Here is an 18,347-nt window from a genome sequence, read left to right on the forward strand (position 1 = left end):
GGTTCAAATGCTAATGCGGGACGGCTCGATCTGGCCGCCGGTCGGTGACAGCTGGGCGATGATCGCTTCCTGCAAGCGCGCGCACAGCTCCGGATCGGATAGCGGCTGGTTGTGCGCGTCGGTAATGAAGAATACGTCTTCGACGCGCTCGCCGAGGGTGGCGATCTTGGCGTTCTGCAGCGACAGGTCGAAATCCAGGAAGATCTTACCGATCCGCGCCAGCAGGCCGGGCCGGTCCGGTGCGGTGATTTCCAGCATGGTCACCGGCCGCTGCGCGTCGTTGGAAATGGTCACCTGCGGCGCGAAGGCGAAATGCTTGAGCTGGCGCGGCACGCGGCGCTGGATGATCGCCGGGTAGTTGTCGGGGTTCTTCAGCGCATCCACCAGTCCCTGACGAATTTGCTTGATTCGCGCAGGATCGTCGCCGATCGAGCCGCCATCAGTATCGAGCACTATGTAGGTGTCGAGGGTGAACTGGCTGCTCGAGGTGATCACCCGGGCGTCGTGGATGTTCAGGTTGAGCTGGTCCATGGCCGCCACGGTCACGGCGAAGAAGTCGTGCTGGTCCGGCGCGTAGATGAAGATCTGCGTGCCGCCCTCGAATTCACGCTGGGTGGTCTCCTTGATCAGCACCAGCGGCTCAGGGCGCTTGCCGTGCTGGAGGATGGCATCGGTATGCCAGGCCACGTCGCCGGCGGTGTGGCGCAGGAAGTAGTCGTCGCCGAGCTGGGTCCATAGCTGCTCGGCTTCGTCCGGATCGGTGCCGGCGCGCACCAGGATGTCCAGCGCCGCGCTCTGCGTCTGGCGGATCTGCTCCTCGCGGTCCAGCGGATTCTCCAGGCCACGGCGCAGGGCGCGCTTGGTCTCGGTGTACAGCTGGCGCAGCAGGCTGGCGCGCCAGGAGTTCCACAGGCTCGGGTTGGTGGCATTGATGTCGGCGATGGTCAGCACATAGAGGTAGTCCAGGCGCGTCTGGTCGCCGACCAGTTGCGCGAAGTCATGGATCACCTGCGGGTCGGAGAGGTCCTTGCGCTGGGCGGTGGTCGACATCACTAGATGGTTCTGCACCAGCCAGACGATCAGCCGGCTGTCCCAGGTCGGCAGCTGGTGGCGCCGGCAGAAAGCTTCGGCATCCACCGCGCCCAGTTCGGAATGGTCGCCGCCACGGCCCTTGCCGATGTCGTGGTAGAGGCCGGCGAGGTAGATCAGTTCGGGCTTGGGCAGCTTGTCCATCAGCTTGCTGGCTAGCGGGAACTTTTCCGCCAACTCCGGCCACTTGAGCTTGCGCAGGTGCTTGATCAGATTCAGCGTGTGCGCATCGACGGTGTAGATGTGGAACAGGTCGTGCTGCATCTGCCCGACGATATAACCGAACTCCGGCAGGTAGCGGCCGAGGATGCCGTAGCGGTTCATCCGTCGCAGGTTGCGGTGGATGCCCTGTGCGGACTTGAACAGCTCGATGAACAGGCTGGTATTGCGGATGTCGCCGCGGAACTCGTCGTCGATCAGGTGGCGATGGTCGCGCAGCAGGCGGATGGTGTCGGCGCGCACCCCCTTGATTTCCGGGTGCTGGGCCATCAGCACGAAGATTTCCATGATCGCGAAGGGGGTGCGCTTGAAGACGTTCGGGTGGGTCACCTCGATATAGTCGTCGCGTACCTGGAAGCGGCTGTTCAGCGGCCGCGGCTGGCCAGTCTCGCCGGCGCGCAGGATGGCTTCCTCGAAATGCAGGACTATCAGTTCGCTGAGCTCGGCGATGCTCATCACCGTGCGGTAGTACTTCTGCATGAAGCGTTCGATGGCGCGCTTGGCGTCGCTGTCGTCGAAGCCGAGCAGGCCGGCGATGCTGCGCTGGTGGTCGAACAGCAAGCGATCCTCGGCGCGCCCGGCGAGCATGTGCAGGGCGTAGCGCACCTTCCAGAGGAACTCCTGGGAGGAGGCCAGCAACGCGTATTCGCTCTCGAGCAAGAAGCCCTGGCCGACCATGGCGTGCAGGTTGAGGGTGCCGAAGTGCCGGCGCGCGACCCAGAGAATGGTCTGAATGTCGCGCAAGCCACCGGGCGAGCCTTTGACGTTGGGCTCCAGGTTGTACTCGGTGTCGTTGTACTTGGCGTGGCGGTCGCGCTGTTCTTTGCGCTTGGCCAGGTAGAAGTGCTTGCTCGGCCACATCTTGTCGGAGCCGGTGACTTCGATCATGCGCTGGCGCAGACGTTCGGGGCCGGCCAGGGTGCGGCTTTCCATCAGGTTGGTGACTACCGTCAGGTCGGCGCGTGCCTCTTCGGCGCACTCGTCCACCGAGCGCACGCTCTGGCCGACTTCCAGGCCGATGTCCCAGAGCAGGGTGAGAAAGCGTTCGATCGGCTCGCGGAAGGTCTCGTGATCGGCGCTGTCGAGCAGGATTAGCAGGTCGATGTCGGAATACGGGTGCAGTTCGCCGCGGCCGTAGCCGCCGACCGCCAGCAGGGCAATATCGGCGTCTTCGCACCAGTCGAAGCGCGCCCAGGCTTCACGCAGGATCTGGTCGGTGAACCAGGCGCGATCCTCCACCAGACGGCGGATGTCGCGGCCCTGGCGGAAGCGAGCATCGAGCACCTCGTGGGCGCCGCGAATGGCTTTCTTGAAGGCCGCGATAGGGCTGGACTTCAAGGCCAGTTCCGCCTGGAACTGCCCGCGATCGAACAACTCGGGATCCACCTGCGGCATGCAGCCTTCCTTTTAACGAGCGAGAACGGCCTAGAGGGCCGAAGTGCGGGCGATGGTGTCGTCGCTGCGCAGGGTCATGATTTCGTAGCCGTCGGCGGTCACCAGAATGGTGTGTTCCCACTGCGCCGAGAGCTTGCGGTCCTTGGTGATGGCGGTCCAGCCGTCGCCGAGCAGACGGGTTTCCGGGCGGCCCTGGTTGATCATCGGCTCGATGGTGAAGGTCATGCCTTCCTTCAGCTCCATACCGGTACCGGCGCGGCCGTAATGCAGCACCTGCGGCTCCTCGTGGAAGACCTTGCCGATGCCGTGGCCGCAATATTCCCGCACCACGGAAAAACCGTTCTTCTCGGCATGCTTCTGGATCACCTCGCCGATATCGCCGAGGCGCGCGCCCGGGCGGACCAGTTCGATGCCTTTATACATGCACTCTTGAGTGATCTTGGCCAGACGCTCGGCCCATTCGGCGACCTTGCCGACCATGAACATCTTGCTGGTGTCGCCGTGATAGCCATCTTTTATCACGGTGATGTCGATGTTCAGCACATCACCATCCTTCAGCGGCTTGTCATTAGGGATGCCGTGGCAGACGACGTGGTTGATCGAGGTGCAGATCGACTTGGGGAAGCCCTTGTAGTTGAGCGGCGCCGGGATGGCCTGCTGGACGTTGACGATATAGTCGTGGCAGATGCGGTCCAGTTCCTCGGTGGTGACGCCGGGCTTGACGTGCTCGCCGATCATCTCCAGCACTTCGGCGGCCAGACGGCCGGCCACGCGCATCTTTTCGATTTCCTCGGGCGTCTTGATCGTGACGGTCATGCGGACTCTCTTGGTGCGCCAGGCGCAAGGCTAAAAAGTGAAGGAAGGATTCTAACGCAATAAAGTGACAAGCTGCAGGCGGCTGGCGGGGTCAAGGGCGCAGGTGATCGGGGTGGGGCGGATCTGCTTGTTGTTGGGAGTAGGCGAGGCTTGGCTTCCAGCTATCGGCTTAGTGTGATATAAAATGCGCCGCTTTCTGGGCTGTAGCCCGTAAAGCTTAACCCGCACACGTATCGACACGGTGACCTGGGTGCCTCTCGGCTAGGGCTGGGGGTTGGTCATCGGGATGCGTGGAGGCCTAACCCGACTTACTTAAGGAACTATCATGTCCCAAGTCAATATGCGCGATATGCTGAAGGCCGGTGTGCACTTCGGCCACCAGACCCGTTACTGGAACCCGAAAATGGGCAAATTCATTTTCGGTGCGCGCAACAAGATTCACATCATCAACCTCGAAAAAACCCTGCCGATGTTCAACGAAGCTCTGTCCTTCGTTGAGAAGCTGGCTGCTGGCAAGAACAAGATTCTGTTCGTCGGCACCAAGCGTTCCGCTGGCAAGATCGTCAGTGAAGAAGCGGCTCGTTGTGGTTCGCCGTTCGTCGATCACCGCTGGTTGGGCGGCATGCTCACCAACTACAAGACCATCCGTGCTTCGATCAAGCGCCTGCGCGAGCTGGAAACCCAGTCCCAGGACGGCACTTTCGCCAAGCTGACCAAGAAAGAAGCCCTGATGCGCACCCGTGATCTGGAAAAACTGGATCGCAGCCTTGGTGGTATCAAGGATATGGGCGGCCTGCCGGACGCGCTGTTCGTGATCGACGTTGACCACGAGCGCATCGCCATCACCGAAGCGAACAAGCTGGGCATCCCGGTTATCGGCATCGTCGATACCAACAGCAGCCCGGAAGGCGTGGACTACATCATCCCGGGCAACGATGACGCCATTCGCGCCATCCAGTTGTACATGGGCGCCATGGCCGACGCCGTGATCCGTGGTCGCAGCAACGCTGGCGGTGGCACCGACGAGTTCGTCGAAGAAGCTGCCTCCCAGGCCAGCGAAGGCTGATAGCGGGCGACCATCGTCACCCGTTGCGCAAGAAGGGGGCTAGGCCCCCTTTTTGCCACTTTGGAATTTGTACCCGGTATCCGGGTTGAATGGTTAACTACCGATTCAAGAGGATTAAGAACATGGCAGAAATTACTGCAGCCCTGGTTAAAGAACTGCGCGAGCGCACTGGCCAAGGCATGATGGATTGCAAGAAAGCGCTGACCGCTGCCGGCGGCGACATCGAGAAAGCCATCGACGACATGCGCGCTGCTGGCGCCATCAAGGCCGCCAAAAAGGCTGGCAACATTGCTGCCGAGGGTTCCATCTCGGTGAAAGTGGCTGCCGACAACAAGGCTGCCGTGATCATCGAAGTCAACTCGCAGACCGACTTTCTGGCCCTGCAGGACGATTTCAAGAACTTCGTTGCTGACAGCGTCGAGAAAGCCTTCGCCGAGAAGCTGATCGACGCCGCTCCGCTGATCGCCTCGCAAGAGTCGGCTCGCGAAGCGCTGGTCGCCAAGTGTGGCGAAAACGTCAACATCCGTCGCCTGGCTCGCGTTGAGGCTGATGTGGTTGGCGCTTACCTGCACGGTAACCGTATCGGTGTTCTGGTGGCTCTGAAAGGCGGTGACGCCGAGCTGGCCAAAGAAATCGCCATGCACGTGGCTGCCAGCAACCCGCAGTTCGTCAATCCTGCGCAGGTTTCCGAAGAAGCTATCGCCAAGGAAAAAGAAATCTTCCTGGCGCTGAACGCCGAGAAGATCGCCGGCAAGCCGGAAAACATCGTCGAGAACATGGTCAAGGGCCGTATCAACAAGTTCCTTGCCGAAGCCAGCCTGGTCGAACAGCCGTTCGTCAAGGATCCGGAAATCAAAGTCGGCGATCTGGCCAAGAAAGCCGGCGCTGAAATCGTTTCCTTCATCCGCTACGAAGTGGGCGAAGGCATCGAGAAGGCCGAAGTCGACTTCGCCGCCGAAGTTGCTGCTCAGGTCGCTGCCACCAAGCAGTAAGACGGTTTCATACTGTCGTATCGAAGAGGCTGCCCGCTTACGCGTGCAGCCTCTTTTGCAAAGCGCGGGGCATAATGGGTCGTTTGCGCTGCACCAATTTACCTGGCAGTGGTCTGACTGCCCGGTAACAATACGAAACCTCTCGGGTTTCCCAGAAACAACGCCGCAGGAGAGATACGCAATGGCTCAGCAGGTGAGTGGTCGCCAACCTCGCTATAAACGCATTCTGCTCAAACTAAGCGGCGAAGCCCTGATGGGGTCGGAAGAATTCGGTATCGATCCCAAGGTCCTGGATCGCATGGCCTTGGAAGTCGGTCAGTTGGTCGGTATCGGGGTGCAGGTCGGTTTGGTGATCGGGGGCGGTAATCTGTTCCGTGGCGCCGCCCTGAGCGCCGCAGGCATGGACCGGGTGACTGGCGATCATATGGGCATGCTGGCCACGGTGATGAATGCCCTGGCCATGCGCGATGCCCTAGAGCGTTCGAATATCCCGGCGATTGTTATGTCGGCAATCTCCATGGTCGGCGTGACCGATCATTACGATCGTCGTAAGGCCATGCGCCACCTGAAAACCGGTGAAGTGGTGATCTTCGCGGCGGGTACCGGTAACCCGTTTTTCACCACCGACTCTGCGGCATGCCTGCGTGCTATCGAGATCGATGCCGATATGGTCCTGAAAGCCACCAAGGTCGACGGCGTGTATACCGCCGATCCATTCAAGGATCCGCATGCAGAGAAGTTCGAGCGGTTGACTTATGACGAAGTGCTGGACCGCAAACTCGGGGTCATGGACCTGACGGCCATTTGTCTATGCCGTGATCACGCCATGCCACTGCGGGTCTTTAACATGAACAAGCCGGGTGCCCTGCTGAATGTCGTGGTGGGTGGCGCCGAAGGAACTCTGATTGAGGAGGGCGAGCAATGATTAACGAGATTAAACAGGACGCGCAGGAGCGCATGAAGAAAACCCTGGAATCGCTGGCTCACGCGTTCAGCCGAATCCGTACTGGCCAGGCGCATCCGAGCATTCTGGGTGGGGTGATGGTGCCTTATTATGGTGTCGACACACCTCTGAACCAGGTCGCGAACGTGACCGTCAAGGATTCCCGCACGCTGCAAGTGGTGGCTTTCGAGCGCAGCATGCTGGCTGCGGTCGACAAGGCTATCCAGAGTTCCGGGTTGGGGTTCAACCCGACGAACCTGGGTGAGCTCCTTCTGATCTCGATGCCTGCCTTGACTGAAGAGACCCGCAAGGGCTTCACCAAGCAGGCTCGTGATGCTGCGGAAGAGGCTCGTGTGGCTGTGCGCAATATCCGTCGCGATGCGCTGAGTCAGTTCAAGGATCTGGTCAAAGAGAAAGACATCAGCGAAGACGAAGAGCGTCGTGCCGCAGATGATATCCAGAAGCTGACGGACAAGTTCGTGGCGGATATCGAAGTGGCTATGAAGCAGAAAGAAGCGGATCTGATGGCCGTTTGACGGCCTGCGCTGCATATGGACAAGGCGGAGAAAGTGCCCTCAGCAAATGTGCCACGCCATGTGGCCATCATCATGGACGGGAATAATCGCTGGGCAAAGAAGCGTCTGCTGCCCGGCGTTGCCGGACACAAGGCGGGCGTGGATGCGGTGCGGGCGGTGATCGAGGCGTGCGCCGAGGCGGGGGTTGAGGTATTGACCCTCTTCGCCTTTTCCAGTGAAAACTGGCAGCGCCCGGCCGATGAGGTCAGTGCCTTGATGGAGCTGTTTCTCAGGGCCCTGCGTCGCGAAGTGAAGCGGTTGAAGGTCAATGGCATCAGCTTGCGGATCATCGGTGATCGTTCGCGCTTCCATCCGGAGTTGCAGGCTGCCATGGCCGAGGCCGAGGCCCTTACCTCCGGAGAAGCCCGCTTCGTCCTGCAGGTTGCCGCCAACTATGGCGGTCAATGGGATATCGTCCAGGCTGCCCAGCGCCTGGCGGGTGAGGTTCAGGCTGGGCGGCTGCAGCCCGAGGCGATCACTCCGCAACTGCTCCAGGGCAACTTGGTTACCGCTGGGCTGCCTTTGCCGGACCTGTGTATTCGGACTGGTGGTGAGCACCGCATCAGTAATTTTCTGCTGTGGCAGCTGGCCTACGCCGAGCTGTATTTTTCCGACCTGCTTTGGCCGGATTTCAAACACGAGGCCATGCGCAAGGCGCTGGCCAACTACGCTACCCGCCAACGCCGCTTCGGCAAGACCAGTGAGCAGGTGGAAGCCGAGATGCGGAACAAATAATGTTGAAACAACGCATCATCACCGCCTTGATCTTGCTGCCTATCGCGCTCGGCGGTTTTTTTCTGCTGGATGGCGGGGCTTTCGCGCTGTTTATCGCTGCGGTGGTGACACTAGGTGCCTGGGAGTGGGCGCGTTTGGCCGGCTTCATGAGCCGGGTTGCGCGTGCGGCTTATGCTGCCGTGGTTGGCGGGCTGATCCTGCTGCTCTATCTGTCCCGCGAAACGCTGCCCTGGCTAGCCGGGGTGATCCTGTTGGCGGCGCTGCTGTGGTGGTTGTTCGCCACCGTGCTGGTATTGGGCTATCCCGCGACAAGCCGCTTTTGGACCGGCACTTCAGCAAGGGCGTTGATTGGTCTGTTGATTCTCCTCCCTGCCTGGCAAGGGTTGGTACTCCTCAAGGAGTGGCCGCTGGCCAACTGGCTGATCATCGCGGTGATGGTGCTGGTCTGGGCGGCGGATATCGGCGCCTATTTTTCCGGTAAGGCTTTTGGCCGGCGCAAGCTGGCGCCACAGGTCAGTCCTGGCAAGAGTTGGGAAGGCCTGCTCGGCGGTCTGCTGCTCAGCCTGCTGATTGCTGCGGCAGTCGGTTGCTATCGCCAATGGGCAGGAGCGGATTTCATCTTCGGTCTGCTGGGTGCTGCAGCGGTAGTCCTGATTTCGGTGGTGGGTGATCTGACCGAAAGCATGTTCAAGCGTCAGGCTGGGGTGAAAGACAGCAGTAATCTGCTGCCGGGGCATGGTGGCGTGCTCGATCGTATCGACAGCCTGACAGCTGCGATTCCGGTTTTCGCCGTGCTGCTGTGGATCGCGGGCTGGGGGGCGCTGTGAGCCGCCCGCAACAAATCACAGTGCTGGGGGCGACAGGCTCCATCGGTCTTAGCACGCTGGATGTGATTGCCCGGCACCCTGGGCGCTATCAGGTTTTCGCCCTCACGGGTTTTTCCCGTCTGGCTGAATTAGAGGTGTTGTGTCTGCAGCATCGGCCGCGTTATGCGGTGGTGCCCGACGCTGCTGCGGCGCGACATCTTCAGGAGGGGCTGATCGCCGCCGGTTTGAGTACTCGCGTATTGTCCGGCGAGGCAGGATTGTGTGCGGTGGCTTCGGATCCTGCGGTGGATGCGGTGATGGCGGCGATTGTCGGCGCGGCAGGGCTCAAGCCGACCCTGGCTGCCGTGGAGGCGGGCAAGAAGGTGCTGCTGGCGAACAAGGAGGCCCTGGTGATGTCCGGCGCCTTGTTCATGCAAGCAGTGCGCAAGAGTGGCGCGGTGTTGTTGCCGATCGACAGCGAGCACAATGCCATTTTCCAATGCCTGCCGGTGGATTATGCCCATGGCTTGGCACGCAGCGGGGTGCGCCGCATTCTCCTCACTGCTTCAGGCGGTCCCTTCCGTGAAACGCCCTTGCCGGCGTTGGCGCAGGTTTCCCCGGAGCAGGCCTGTGCGCACCCGAATTGGTCCATGGGGCGCAAGATCTCGGTAGATTCTGCCAGCATGATGAACAAGGGGTTGGAGCTGATCGAGGCCTGCTGGCTGTTCGATGCCCAGCCGGATCAGGTCGAAGTGGTGATCCATCCGCAAAGTGTCATTCACTCTCTGGTCGACTATGTCGATGGTTCGGTGCTAGCGCAGTTGGGTAATCCGGATATGCGTACGCCGATCAGTCATGCGCTGGCTTGGCCGGAGCGGATTGACTCCGGTGTGGCCCCCCTTGATTTATTCACCATCGCCCGGCTGGATTTCCTGCCGCCGGACGAATCGCGTTTCCCCTGCCTGCGTTTGGCGCGTCAGGCGGCTGAGGCGGGCGGCACGGTGCCGGCCATGCTCAATGCCGCCAATGAAGTGGCGGTGGCGGCGTTTCTCGAGCGGCGCATCCGCTTTACGGAGATCGCGAGTATCATCACCGAAGTATTGAATCTCGAAGCAGCAGGCGAGGCGGGGAGTCTCGAGGCTGTTTTGGCGGCTGATAGGCGTGCGCGGATATTGGCTGAACAATGGCTTGAGCGTCACGGGCGCTAGGCTGGAGGGTGATGATGAACACGCTTTATATGGTTCTGGGCCTTCTGGTGGCACTGGGGGTATTGGTTACCTTTCACGAGTTCGGGCATTTCTGGGTGGCCCGTCGTTGTGGTGTCAAGGTGCTGCGTTTTTCTGTCGGCTTCGGCACGCCCTTGCTGCGTTGGCATGACCGACATGGCACCGAGTTCGTCGTTGCGGCCATACCTCTCGGCGGATACGTCAAGATGCTCGACGAGCGTGAGGCCGAGGTGCCGGTCGAGCTGCTTGGTCAGGCTTTCAATCGAAAATCGGTGCGGCAGCGCATTGCCATAGTGGCGGCCGGTCCCGTTGCCAATTTCCTCCTGGCGCTGTTTTTTTTCTGGCTGCTGGCGATGTTGGGCAGTCAGCAGGTACGGCCGGTGATTGGTGCTGTCGAGGCTGACGGCTTGGCGGCACAGGCTGGCTTGGTGGTTGGCCAGGAGATCGTTGCGATTGATGGCGAGGCCACGTCTGGTTGGGCGGCGGTTAATCTGCAGTTGGTCCGCCGCCTCGGCGAAAGCGGTGCGTTGGACGTGCTGGTTCGTGAGCCGGGTTCGACGGCCGAGACTGCGCATCAGGTGGTATTGCGTGATTGGCTGAAGGGGGTGGATGAGCCTGACCCGATCGCGGCGCTGGGGATCAAACCCTGGCGGCCGCAGCTTCCGCCGGTATTGGCGCAATTGGATCCGGAGGGGCCGGCGCAGGCGGCGGGCTTGGAGATCGGCGACCGCATATTGGCTCTCGATGGTGTGACGCTGGAGGATTGGCAGCAACTGGTCGATAGCGTACGCGCTCGGCCGGGTGAGGTGATTTCGCTGCGCATCGAGCGTGCAGGGCAGCGGCAGGATGTGAGCTTGACCTTGGCTGCACGCGGTAAAGAACAGGATCGCAATGGTTATTTGGGGGCTGGTGTTCAGGGCGTCGAATGGCCGGCAGAAATGCTCCGGGAAGTTAGCTTCGGGCCACTTGAGGCAATCGGAGAAGGTTTCCGTCGCACCTGGACAATGAGCATCTTGACCCTTGATTCACTTAAGAAAATGCTCTTTGGCGAGCTCTCGGTAAAAAACTTGAGCGGGCCGATAACCATTGCTAAAGTGGCGGGCGCTTCAGCCCAGTCCGGGGTAGGGGACTTTCTTAATTTCCTCGCCTATCTGAGCATTAGCCTGGGGGTTTTGAATCTTTTGCCTATTCCCGTTTTGGATGGGGGGCATCTGCTCTTTTATCTGATCGAGTGGGCGCGTGGTCGTCCCTTGTCGGAACGAATACAGAGTTGGGGGATGCAGATCGGCATCAGTTTGGTCATAGGGGTGATGTTGCTCGCCCTGGTCAATGATCTGAGTCGACTGTAACGACTTACTGAATGACAAATCTGTCGCTTATGCGGCAGATTTTTTTATCGCCAGTTGGAATAAGAAAGGACTTCATGAAACGTCTGCTGCTGCCTGTGGCGCTAGCCACACTGATGATCGCCGAAGTTCACGCCGAGTCCTTCACTATCTCCGATATTCGCGTTAATGGTTTGCAGCGGGTTTCCGCCGGCAGCGTATTCGGCGCTTTGCCCCTTAACGTTGGCGACAAAGCCGATGATCGTGAGCTGGTCGATGCCACCCGTTCGTTGTTCAAAACCGGGTTTTTTCAGGATATCCAGCTAGGCCGTGATGGCAATGTATTGGTCATCACCGTGGTCGAGCGCCCCTCCATCTCCAGTATCGAGATCGAAGGTAACAAGGCCATTTCGAGCGAAGACTTGCTCAAGGGCTTGAATCAGTCTGGCTTGGCGGAAGGAGAGATTTTTCAGCGCGCCACTCTCGAAGGTGTGCGCAACGAGTTGCAGCGGCAATATGTGGCCCAAGGGCGCTACTCGGCCGAAATCGAGACCGAAGTGGTTCCCCAACCGCGCAACCGTGTGGCGTTGAAAATCAATATTAATGAGGGCACGGTTGCGGCCATTCAACATATCAACGTGGTTGGCAACACCGTCTTCCCTGAGCAAGAGTTAATCGACCTCTTCGAACTGAAAACCACCAACTGGCTGTCGTTCTTCAAGAACGACGACAAGTACGCCCGCGAAAAGCTTTCCGGTGACTTGGAGCGTCTACGCTCCTACTACCTCGATCGCGGCTACATCAATATGGATATCTCCTCGACCCAGGTCTCCATCACACCGGACAAAAAGCACGTCTATATCACTGTCAACGTCGACGAGGGGCAGAAGTACAGCGTGCGCGAGGTGAAACTCTCCGGTGACCTGAAGGTCCCGGAAGATGACGTCAAGGCGTTGCTGCTGGTCAAGAAGGGGCAAGTATTTTCGCGCAAGGTGATGACCACCACTTCCGAGCTGATTACCCGGCGCTTGGGTAACGAGGGCTACACTTTCGCCAACGTCAACGGTGTGCCGGAAGCGCACGATGACGACCATACCGTTTCGATCACCTTCGTCGTCGATCCCGGCAAGCGCGCTTATGTCAACCGCATCAACTTCCGTGGCAATACCAAGACCGAGGACGAGGTGCTGCGGCGCGAGATGCGACAAATGGAAGGTGGCTGGGCCTCTACCTATTTGATCGATCAGTCCAAGACTCGCCTGGAGCGTTTGGGCTACTTCAAGGAAGTGAGCGTCGAAACTCCGCAAGTCGCGGGGACCGATGACCAGGTTGACGTCAATTACAGCGTCGAAGAGCAGCCGTCCGGTTCCATCACCGCCAGCGTGGGCTTTGCCCAGAACGCAGGCCTGATCCTTGGTGGCTCCATCAGCCAGAACAACTTCCTCGGTACTGGCAACAAGGTCAGCATCGGTCTGACTCGCAGCGAGTACCAGACCCGCTATAACTTCGGCTTCGTCGACCCCTACTGGACTGTCGATGGCGTAAGCTTGGGCTACAACGCCTTTTATCGCACCACTGATTACGATGAACTGGATGTCGATGTATCCAGCTATGCGGTAGATAGCTATGGCGGCGGTATCAGCATCGGCTATCCGATCAGCGAGACTTCGCGTCTCACCTACGGCTTGACCGCACAGCAAGACAAAATCAAGACGGGCACCTTCACCGTCGATGAGATCGTGGATTTCATCGATCAGGAAGGTGACAACTACACGAACTTCAAAGCTTCCGTTGGCTGGTCGGAATCGACCCTGAACAAGGGTGTGCTGGCCAACCGCGGCCATTCACAGAGTCTGGTATTGGAAAGCACCATTCCTGGCAGCGATCTGTCGTTTTATAAACTCGATTACCGCGGTCAGATCTTCAAGCCGTTGACCCAGCAAACCGCGCTGCGTTTCCATACCGAACTCGGCTATGGCGACAGCTATGGTTCGACTTCCGAGCTGCCGTTCTACGAGCATTATTACGCTGGTGGATTTAACTCGGTGCGTGGCTTCGAAGACAGCAGCCTCGGCCCTCGCAGTACCCCGAGCGTGGCGCGTCGGGCAGATGGCTCGATTATCACTGATGGTACCGCCGGCGCCGATGGTCGCTTTACCGACCCCGACCAAGACCCATTGCCCTTTGGTGGCAACGTGCTGATTCAGGGTGGCATGGAATATTTGTTCCCCTTGCCTTTCGTCAAGGATCAACGCCAGTTGCGTACGGTGTTGTTCTGGGATGTGGGTAATGTGTTCGACACCAATTGCAGCAGTGAGCAAAAGAATGGCGTGCCGGGCGGGCGTGGCAAGGACGAGGCTTGCGACCTCGACCTCAACAATCTGGCCAGTTCTGTGGGTGTCGGTTTGACCTGGATTACCGCGCTGGGCCCGTTGAGTTTCAGCTTGGCCATGCCGGTCAAGAAACCGGATGAGGCGGATACCCAGGTATTCCAATTCTCCCTTGGTCAGACGTTCTAATCGTCCGATATTTGATAACGACAACAGTATTTGCAGGAGTGCACCGTGCGTAAGTTGACTCAACTGGTTTTGTTGGCCGCCGCCCTTATGGCGACTCCGGCATTCGCTGAGATGAAAATCGCAGTGCTTAATTATCAAATGGCCCTTTTGGAGTCCGATGCGGCCAAGCGTTATGCCGTGGATGCCGAGAAGAAGTTCGGTCCGCAACTGAGCAAGCTGAAAACCCTGGAGAGCGATGCCAAACGCATTCAGGACCGGCTGGTGAAAGAGGGCGAGAAGCTGGCGCAAGCCGAACGCGAGCGGCTGGAGCTTGAGTTCAAGCAAAAGGCCCGTGACTTCCAGTTCCAGTCCAAGGAGCTCAATGAAGCCAAGGCGGTCGCCGATCGCGATATGCTGAAGAAACTCAAGCCGAATCTGGACAAGGCCGTTGAGGAAGTCATCAAGAAAGGCAGTTTTGATCTGGTGCTGGAGCGCGGCGCAGTGGTCGATGTCAAACCCCAGTACGACATCACTCGCCAAGTCATCGAGCGCATGAACCAGCTGCGCTGATCATGGCTGTGCCAGCTTTTACCCTTGGCCAGTTGGCCGAGCGCCTCGGCGCCACCTTGCATGGCGCTGCAGACAAGATGATCACCGGGTTGGCCACGCTGCACGAGGCCGGCCCAGATCAGTTGAGTTTTCTTGCCAACCCGCAGTATCGCAAGTATCTCGCCGCCACCCGTGCCGGTGCTGTGCTGCTCACCCCGACCGATGCGCAAAGCTACAGTGGTGATGCTCTGCTGATCGCCAACCCTTATCTGGCCTACGCGCAACTCTCCCATTTGTTCGACCCGAAGCCGCAGGCGATTGCCGGGCTGGTGCATCCGACGGCAGTGATTGCCGCCGATGCCGTGGTCGATGCCAGTGCTAGCGTCGGTGCCTACGCCGTGATTGAAAGCGGCGCGCAGATTGCGGCGGGTGTGGCTATCGGTGCGCATTGTTTTGTCGGTGCGCGTACGGTCATTGGCGAAGGTGGCTGGCTGGCGCCGCGGGTGACGCTCTATCACGACGTGAGGATCGGCAAGCGCGTGGTGATCCAGTCGGGCGCGGTGATCGGTGGCGAGGGCTTCGGTTTTGCCAACGAGAAGGGCGTGTGGCAGAAGATCGCCCAGATCGGTGGAGTCAGCATCGGCGATGATGTCGAGATCGGCTCCAACACCACCATCGATCGCGGTGCGTTGGCCGATACCCTGATCGGCAACGGCGTCAAGCTGGATAATCAGATCATGATCGCGCACAACGTGCAGGTCGGCGATCACACCGCCATGGCAGCCTGCGTCGGTATTTCCGGCAGTACCAAGATCGGCAAGCATTGCATGCTCGCCGGTGGGGTGGGGCTGGTTGGGCATATCGAGATCTGTGATGGTGTGTTCATCACCGGCATGACCATGGTGACCCGCTCGATCACTGAGCCGGGTGCCTACTCCTCCGGCACGGCCATGCAGCCGGCGGCCGAATGGAAGAAAAGCGTGGCGCGCATCCGTCAGCTGGACGATATGGCGCGCCGCCTGCAACAACTGGAAAAGCGCCTGGCAGCCGTGACCGCGGCCGGGGATGCTGCATCTGATGCCTGACGCGCGCGCCGCGCGTCCCTTATCTTTACTACAGGCTCCCCCGAATATGATGGACATCAACGAAATTCGCGAATACCTGCCGCATCGCTACCCGTTCCTGCTGGTGGATCGCGTGGTTGAGCTGGATGTCGCTGAAGGTAAAAGCATTCGCGCTTACAAGAATGTCAGCATCAACGAGCCTTTCTTTAACGGCCATTTCCCTGAGCATCCGATCATGCCGGGCGTGCTGATTATCGAGGCCATGGCCCAGGCCGCCGGGATCCTTGGTTTTCGCATGCTCGATGTGAAGCCGGCGGATGGAACCCTCTATTATTTTGTCGGCTCCGACAGATTGCGCTTCCGCCAGCCGGTGACGCCGGGTGATCAACTGATCCTCGAAGCCAAGTTTCTCAGCAGCAAGCGCAGCATCTGGAAGTTCGAGTGCCGTGCCAGTGTCGATGGCAAAGAGGTGTGCTCGGCTGAAATCACCTGTGCGGAACGCAAATTATGAGTTTGATCGACCCTCGCGCCATCATTGATCCGACAGCCAAGCTGGCGGATGGTGTCGAAGTTGGCCCCTGGTCGATTGTCGGTGCCAATGTGGAAATTGGCGAGGGTACGGTGGTTGGTCCGCACGTAGTGATCAAAGGGCCAACCCGTATCGGTAAACACAACCATATTTATCAGTTCTCCTCGGTGGGGGAGGACACGCCTGATCTCAAGTACAAGGGTGAGCCCACTCGCTTGGTGATCGGTGACCACAATGTCATCCGCGAAGGCGTGACTATTCACCGCGGCACCGTTCAGGACCGCGCGGAGACCACCCTTGGCGACCATAACCTGATCATGGCCTATGCCCATATCGGCCATGACAGCGTGATCGGCAATCACTGCATTCTGGTCAACAACACTGCGCTGGCCGGCCACGTGCACGTGGATGACTGGGCGATCCTTTCCGGTTACACCCTGGTGCATCAGTTCTGCCGCATCGGTGCCCATAGTTTTTCCGGCATGGGTACCGCTATCGGCAAGGACGTGCCGGCTTACGTCACCGTGTTCGGCAACCCGGCCGAAGCGCGTAGCATGAACTTCGAGGGCATGCGCCGGCGTGGTTTCAGCGATGAGGCGATCCAGGCGCTGCGGCGCGCCTACAAGGTGGTTTACCGCCAGGGCCTGACCGTGGAAAAGGCGCTCGCCGAGTTGGCCGAGTCAGCGGAGCAGTTCCCCGAGGTGGCGGTGTTCATCAACTCCATCCAAGCCTCCTCGCGCGGCATCACGCGCTAACTTCATGGCTCGGACATTGCGTATTGCGCTGGTGGCGGGTGAGGCCTCCGGCGATATCCTCGGCGCCGGTTTGATGCGCGCCCTGAAAAGCCAGCATGCCGCGATTGAGTTCATCGGCGTCGGCGGCCCGTTGATGCAGGCCGAGGGCCTGAATTCCTACTTCCCCATGGAGCGCCTGGCGGTGATGGGCCTGGTCGAGGTGCTCGGCCGCTTGCCCGAATTGCTTGCGCGCCGTAAGCGTCTGATCGAGACCTTGATCGCCGCCAAGCCGGATGTGTTCATCGGCATCGACGCACCGGATTTCAACCTTGGCGTCGAGCTCAAACTGCGCCGTGCCGGGATCAAGACCGTGCATTATGTCAGTCCCTCGGTGTGGGCTTGGCGGCAGAAGCGGGTGCTGAAGATCCGCGAAGCCTGCGATTTGATGCTCACCCTGTTTCCGTTCGAGGCGCAGTTCTACGTCGAGCATCAGGTGCCGGTACGCTTCGTCGGCCATCCCTTGGCCGACACTATTCCACTCCAGGCCGATCGCCGCGCGGCACGCGCAGAACTGGGCCTCCCCTCCGAGAACGCGGTGGTGGCCCTGATGCCGGGCAGTCGCGGCGGTGAAGTGGCACGCCTCGGCAGTCTGTTCCTGGATGCGGCCGAGCGCCTGCGCGCACTGCGTCCGGGGATTCGCTTCCTGTTGCCCTGCGCCAGTCCAGAGCGGCGAGCGCAACTGGAAGCCTTGCTGGCCGGCAGAGATTTGCCCCTGACGTTGCTCGATGGCCGCTCGCACAGCGCCTTGGCGGCTTGCGATGCGGTATTGATTGCCTCCGGCACGGCAACCCTCGAGGCCCTGCTATACAAGCGGCCGATGGTGGTGGCCTATCGGGTGGCGCCGCTGACCTACCGGATTCTCAGGCGTCTGGTGAAGAGTCCCTACATCTCCCTGCCCAATCTACTCGCCCAGCGCCTGCTGGTGCCGGAGTTGATCCAAGAGGCGGCAACGGCGGAGGCGCTGGCGCAGACCATGGCGCCGCTGCTGGATGGTGGCGAGGTGCAGACCGAAGGTTTCGATGCGATTCATCGCACCCTGCGTCAGGATGCTTCCCGTGTCGCGGCGACCGCGGTGCTGCAGTTGATCGAGGGCAGCTGATGCAACTGGGCCTGGATTTCACTCTGGTCGAAGAGTTGGTCGCCGGCGTCGACGAGGTCGGCCGTGGCCCGCTGTGCGGGGCGGTGGTAACGGCGGCGGTGATTCTCGATCCGCAGCGGCCGATCATCGGCCTCAATGACTCGAAAAAGCTCAGTGAAGCGCGGCGTGACCGCTTGTTCGAGGAGATCCAGGAGAAAGCCCTGGCCTGGTGCATCGCCCGCGCCGAGGTGGAGGAGATCGACCGCCTGAACATCCTCCACGCCACCATGCTGGCCATGCAGCGGGCGGTTGCAGGGCTGAGCGTCACCCCGCGCTTGGCGCTGATCGATGGCAACCGCTGTCCGAAATTGGCAGTGCCGAGCGCACCGGTGGTCCAGGGCGATAGCCGGGTGCCGGCGATAGCCGCGGCCTCGATCCTGGCCAAGGTCAGCCGTGATCGCGAGATGCAGGTGTTGGACCAGCGCTATCCGGGCTATGGCATCGCCGTGCACAAGGGGTATCCCACCCCTATGCATCTCGAGGCCCTGCAACGTCTGGGGCCGACGCCCATCCATCGGCGCTCCTTCGCGCCAGTGCGGCGCTTGCTTGAAGGCGAAATCTGACCGCTGGAGCGACACCGCTCTGAGC

The 18,347-nt window shown here is 60.1% G+C and carries 17 protein-coding genes; 15 read left to right on the plus strand and 2 right to left on the minus strand.

The annotated features are described in order from the left end of the window. Positions 1 to 3: 3 nt before the first annotated feature. A complete protein-coding gene (locus tag D3880_RS06625; protein ID WP_119892698.1) occupies positions 4 to 2,703 on the minus strand; it encodes a [protein-PII] uridylyltransferase in 2,700 nt (899 codons plus the stop codon). Between the two features lie 30 nt (positions 2,704 to 2,733). Beyond that, a complete protein-coding gene (map, locus tag D3880_RS06630; RefSeq protein ID WP_119892699.1) occupies positions 2,734 to 3,519 on the minus strand; it encodes a type I methionyl aminopeptidase in 786 nt (261 codons plus the stop codon). A gap of 325 nt (positions 3,520 to 3,844) precedes the next feature. On the opposite strand from map, the gene rpsB reads away from it, so the two are divergent. The 15 genes from rpsB (at position 3,845) to rnhB (ending at position 18,322) form a co-directional block, all read left to right on the plus strand. Beyond that, positions 3,845 to 4,585 carry a 30S ribosomal protein S2 gene (rpsB, locus tag D3880_RS06635; RefSeq protein WP_119892700.1) on the plus strand — a complete coding sequence of 247 codons (741 nt, stop codon included), beginning with the start codon at positions 3,845 to 3,847 and terminating at the stop codon, positions 4,583 to 4,585. A 122-nt stretch (positions 4,586 to 4,707) separates the two neighbouring features. Beyond that, a complete protein-coding gene (tsf, locus tag D3880_RS06640; RefSeq protein ID WP_119892701.1) occupies positions 4,708 to 5,577 on the plus strand; it encodes a translation elongation factor Ts in 870 nt (289 codons plus the stop codon). A gap of 181 nt (positions 5,578 to 5,758) precedes the next feature. Further along, positions 5,759 to 6,502 (plus strand): UMP kinase, encoded by a 744-nt coding sequence (gene pyrH, locus D3880_RS06645; RefSeq protein WP_119892702.1) that lies wholly within the window; start codon positions 5,759 to 5,761, stop codon positions 6,500 to 6,502. Continuing rightward, a complete protein-coding gene (frr, locus tag D3880_RS06650; RefSeq protein ID WP_119892703.1) occupies positions 6,499 to 7,056 on the plus strand; it encodes a ribosome recycling factor in 558 nt (185 codons plus the stop codon). The genes pyrH and frr overlap by 4 nt, the downstream gene beginning before the upstream one ends. Positions 7,057 to 7,071: 15 nt before the next feature. Continuing rightward, entirely contained in the window at positions 7,072 to 7,830 is a 759-nt protein-coding gene (gene uppS / locus D3880_RS06655) for a polyprenyl diphosphate synthase (RefSeq protein WP_119892704.1), read from the plus strand. Continuing rightward, positions 7,830 to 8,657: a phosphatidate cytidylyltransferase gene (locus D3880_RS06660; RefSeq protein WP_119892705.1), complete on the plus strand. Its 828-nt coding sequence runs from the start codon at positions 7,830 to 7,832 to the stop codon at positions 8,655 to 8,657. Before uppS ends, D3880_RS06660 begins: the two co-directional genes overlap by 1 nt. After that, positions 8,654 to 9,844, plus strand: coding sequence for a 1-deoxy-D-xylulose-5-phosphate reductoisomerase (gene ispC, locus D3880_RS06665; RefSeq protein ID WP_119895681.1), 1,191 nt, complete (start codon positions 8,654 to 8,656; stop codon positions 9,842 to 9,844). The genes D3880_RS06660 and ispC overlap by 4 nt, the downstream gene beginning before the upstream one ends. 14 nt (positions 9,845 to 9,858) lie before the next feature. Further along, a complete protein-coding gene (gene rseP, locus D3880_RS06670) occupies positions 9,859 to 11,211 on the plus strand; it encodes a sigma E protease regulator RseP (protein ID WP_119895682.1) in 1,353 nt (450 codons plus the stop codon). Between the two features lie 74 nt (positions 11,212 to 11,285). Continuing rightward, complete coding sequence (bamA, locus tag D3880_RS06675; protein ID WP_119892706.1) at positions 11,286 to 13,706, plus strand: outer membrane protein assembly factor BamA; 2,421 nt, start codon at positions 11,286 to 11,288, stop codon at positions 13,704 to 13,706. A 45-nt stretch (positions 13,707 to 13,751) separates the two neighbouring features. Beyond that, positions 13,752 to 14,255, plus strand: a complete 504-nt coding sequence (locus tag D3880_RS06680) for an OmpH/Skp family outer membrane protein (protein ID WP_119892707.1) — start codon at positions 13,752 to 13,754, stop codon at positions 14,253 to 14,255. Between the two features lie 2 nt (positions 14,256 to 14,257). Then, positions 14,258 to 15,319 (plus strand): UDP-3-O-(3-hydroxymyristoyl)glucosamine N-acyltransferase, encoded by a 1,062-nt coding sequence (lpxD, locus tag D3880_RS06685; protein WP_420800849.1) that lies wholly within the window; start codon positions 14,258 to 14,260, stop codon positions 15,317 to 15,319. Positions 15,320 to 15,365: 46 nt separating this feature from the next. After that, positions 15,366 to 15,809, plus strand: a complete 444-nt coding sequence (fabZ, locus tag D3880_RS06690) for a 3-hydroxyacyl-ACP dehydratase FabZ (RefSeq protein ID WP_119892709.1) — start codon at positions 15,366 to 15,368, stop codon at positions 15,807 to 15,809. Next, complete coding sequence (lpxA, locus tag D3880_RS06695; RefSeq protein WP_119892710.1) at positions 15,806 to 16,582, plus strand: acyl-ACP--UDP-N-acetylglucosamine O-acyltransferase; 777 nt, start codon at positions 15,806 to 15,808, stop codon at positions 16,580 to 16,582. The genes fabZ and lpxA overlap by 4 nt, the downstream gene beginning before the upstream one ends. A gap of 4 nt (positions 16,583 to 16,586) precedes the next feature. Further along, positions 16,587 to 17,720, plus strand: coding sequence for a lipid-A-disaccharide synthase (lpxB, locus tag D3880_RS06700; RefSeq protein ID WP_119892711.1), 1,134 nt, complete (start codon positions 16,587 to 16,589; stop codon positions 17,718 to 17,720). Further along, positions 17,720 to 18,322 carry a ribonuclease HII gene (gene rnhB, locus D3880_RS06705; protein ID WP_119892712.1) on the plus strand — a complete coding sequence of 201 codons (603 nt, stop codon included), beginning with the start codon at positions 17,720 to 17,722 and terminating at the stop codon, positions 18,320 to 18,322. Before lpxB ends, rnhB begins: the two co-directional genes overlap by 1 nt. Positions 18,323 to 18,347: the final 25 nt, after the last annotated feature.

This window comes from Pseudomonas cavernae (assembly GCF_003595175.1).
Lineage (GTDB): Bacteria > Pseudomonadota > Gammaproteobacteria > Pseudomonadales > Pseudomonadaceae > Aquipseudomonas > Aquipseudomonas cavernae.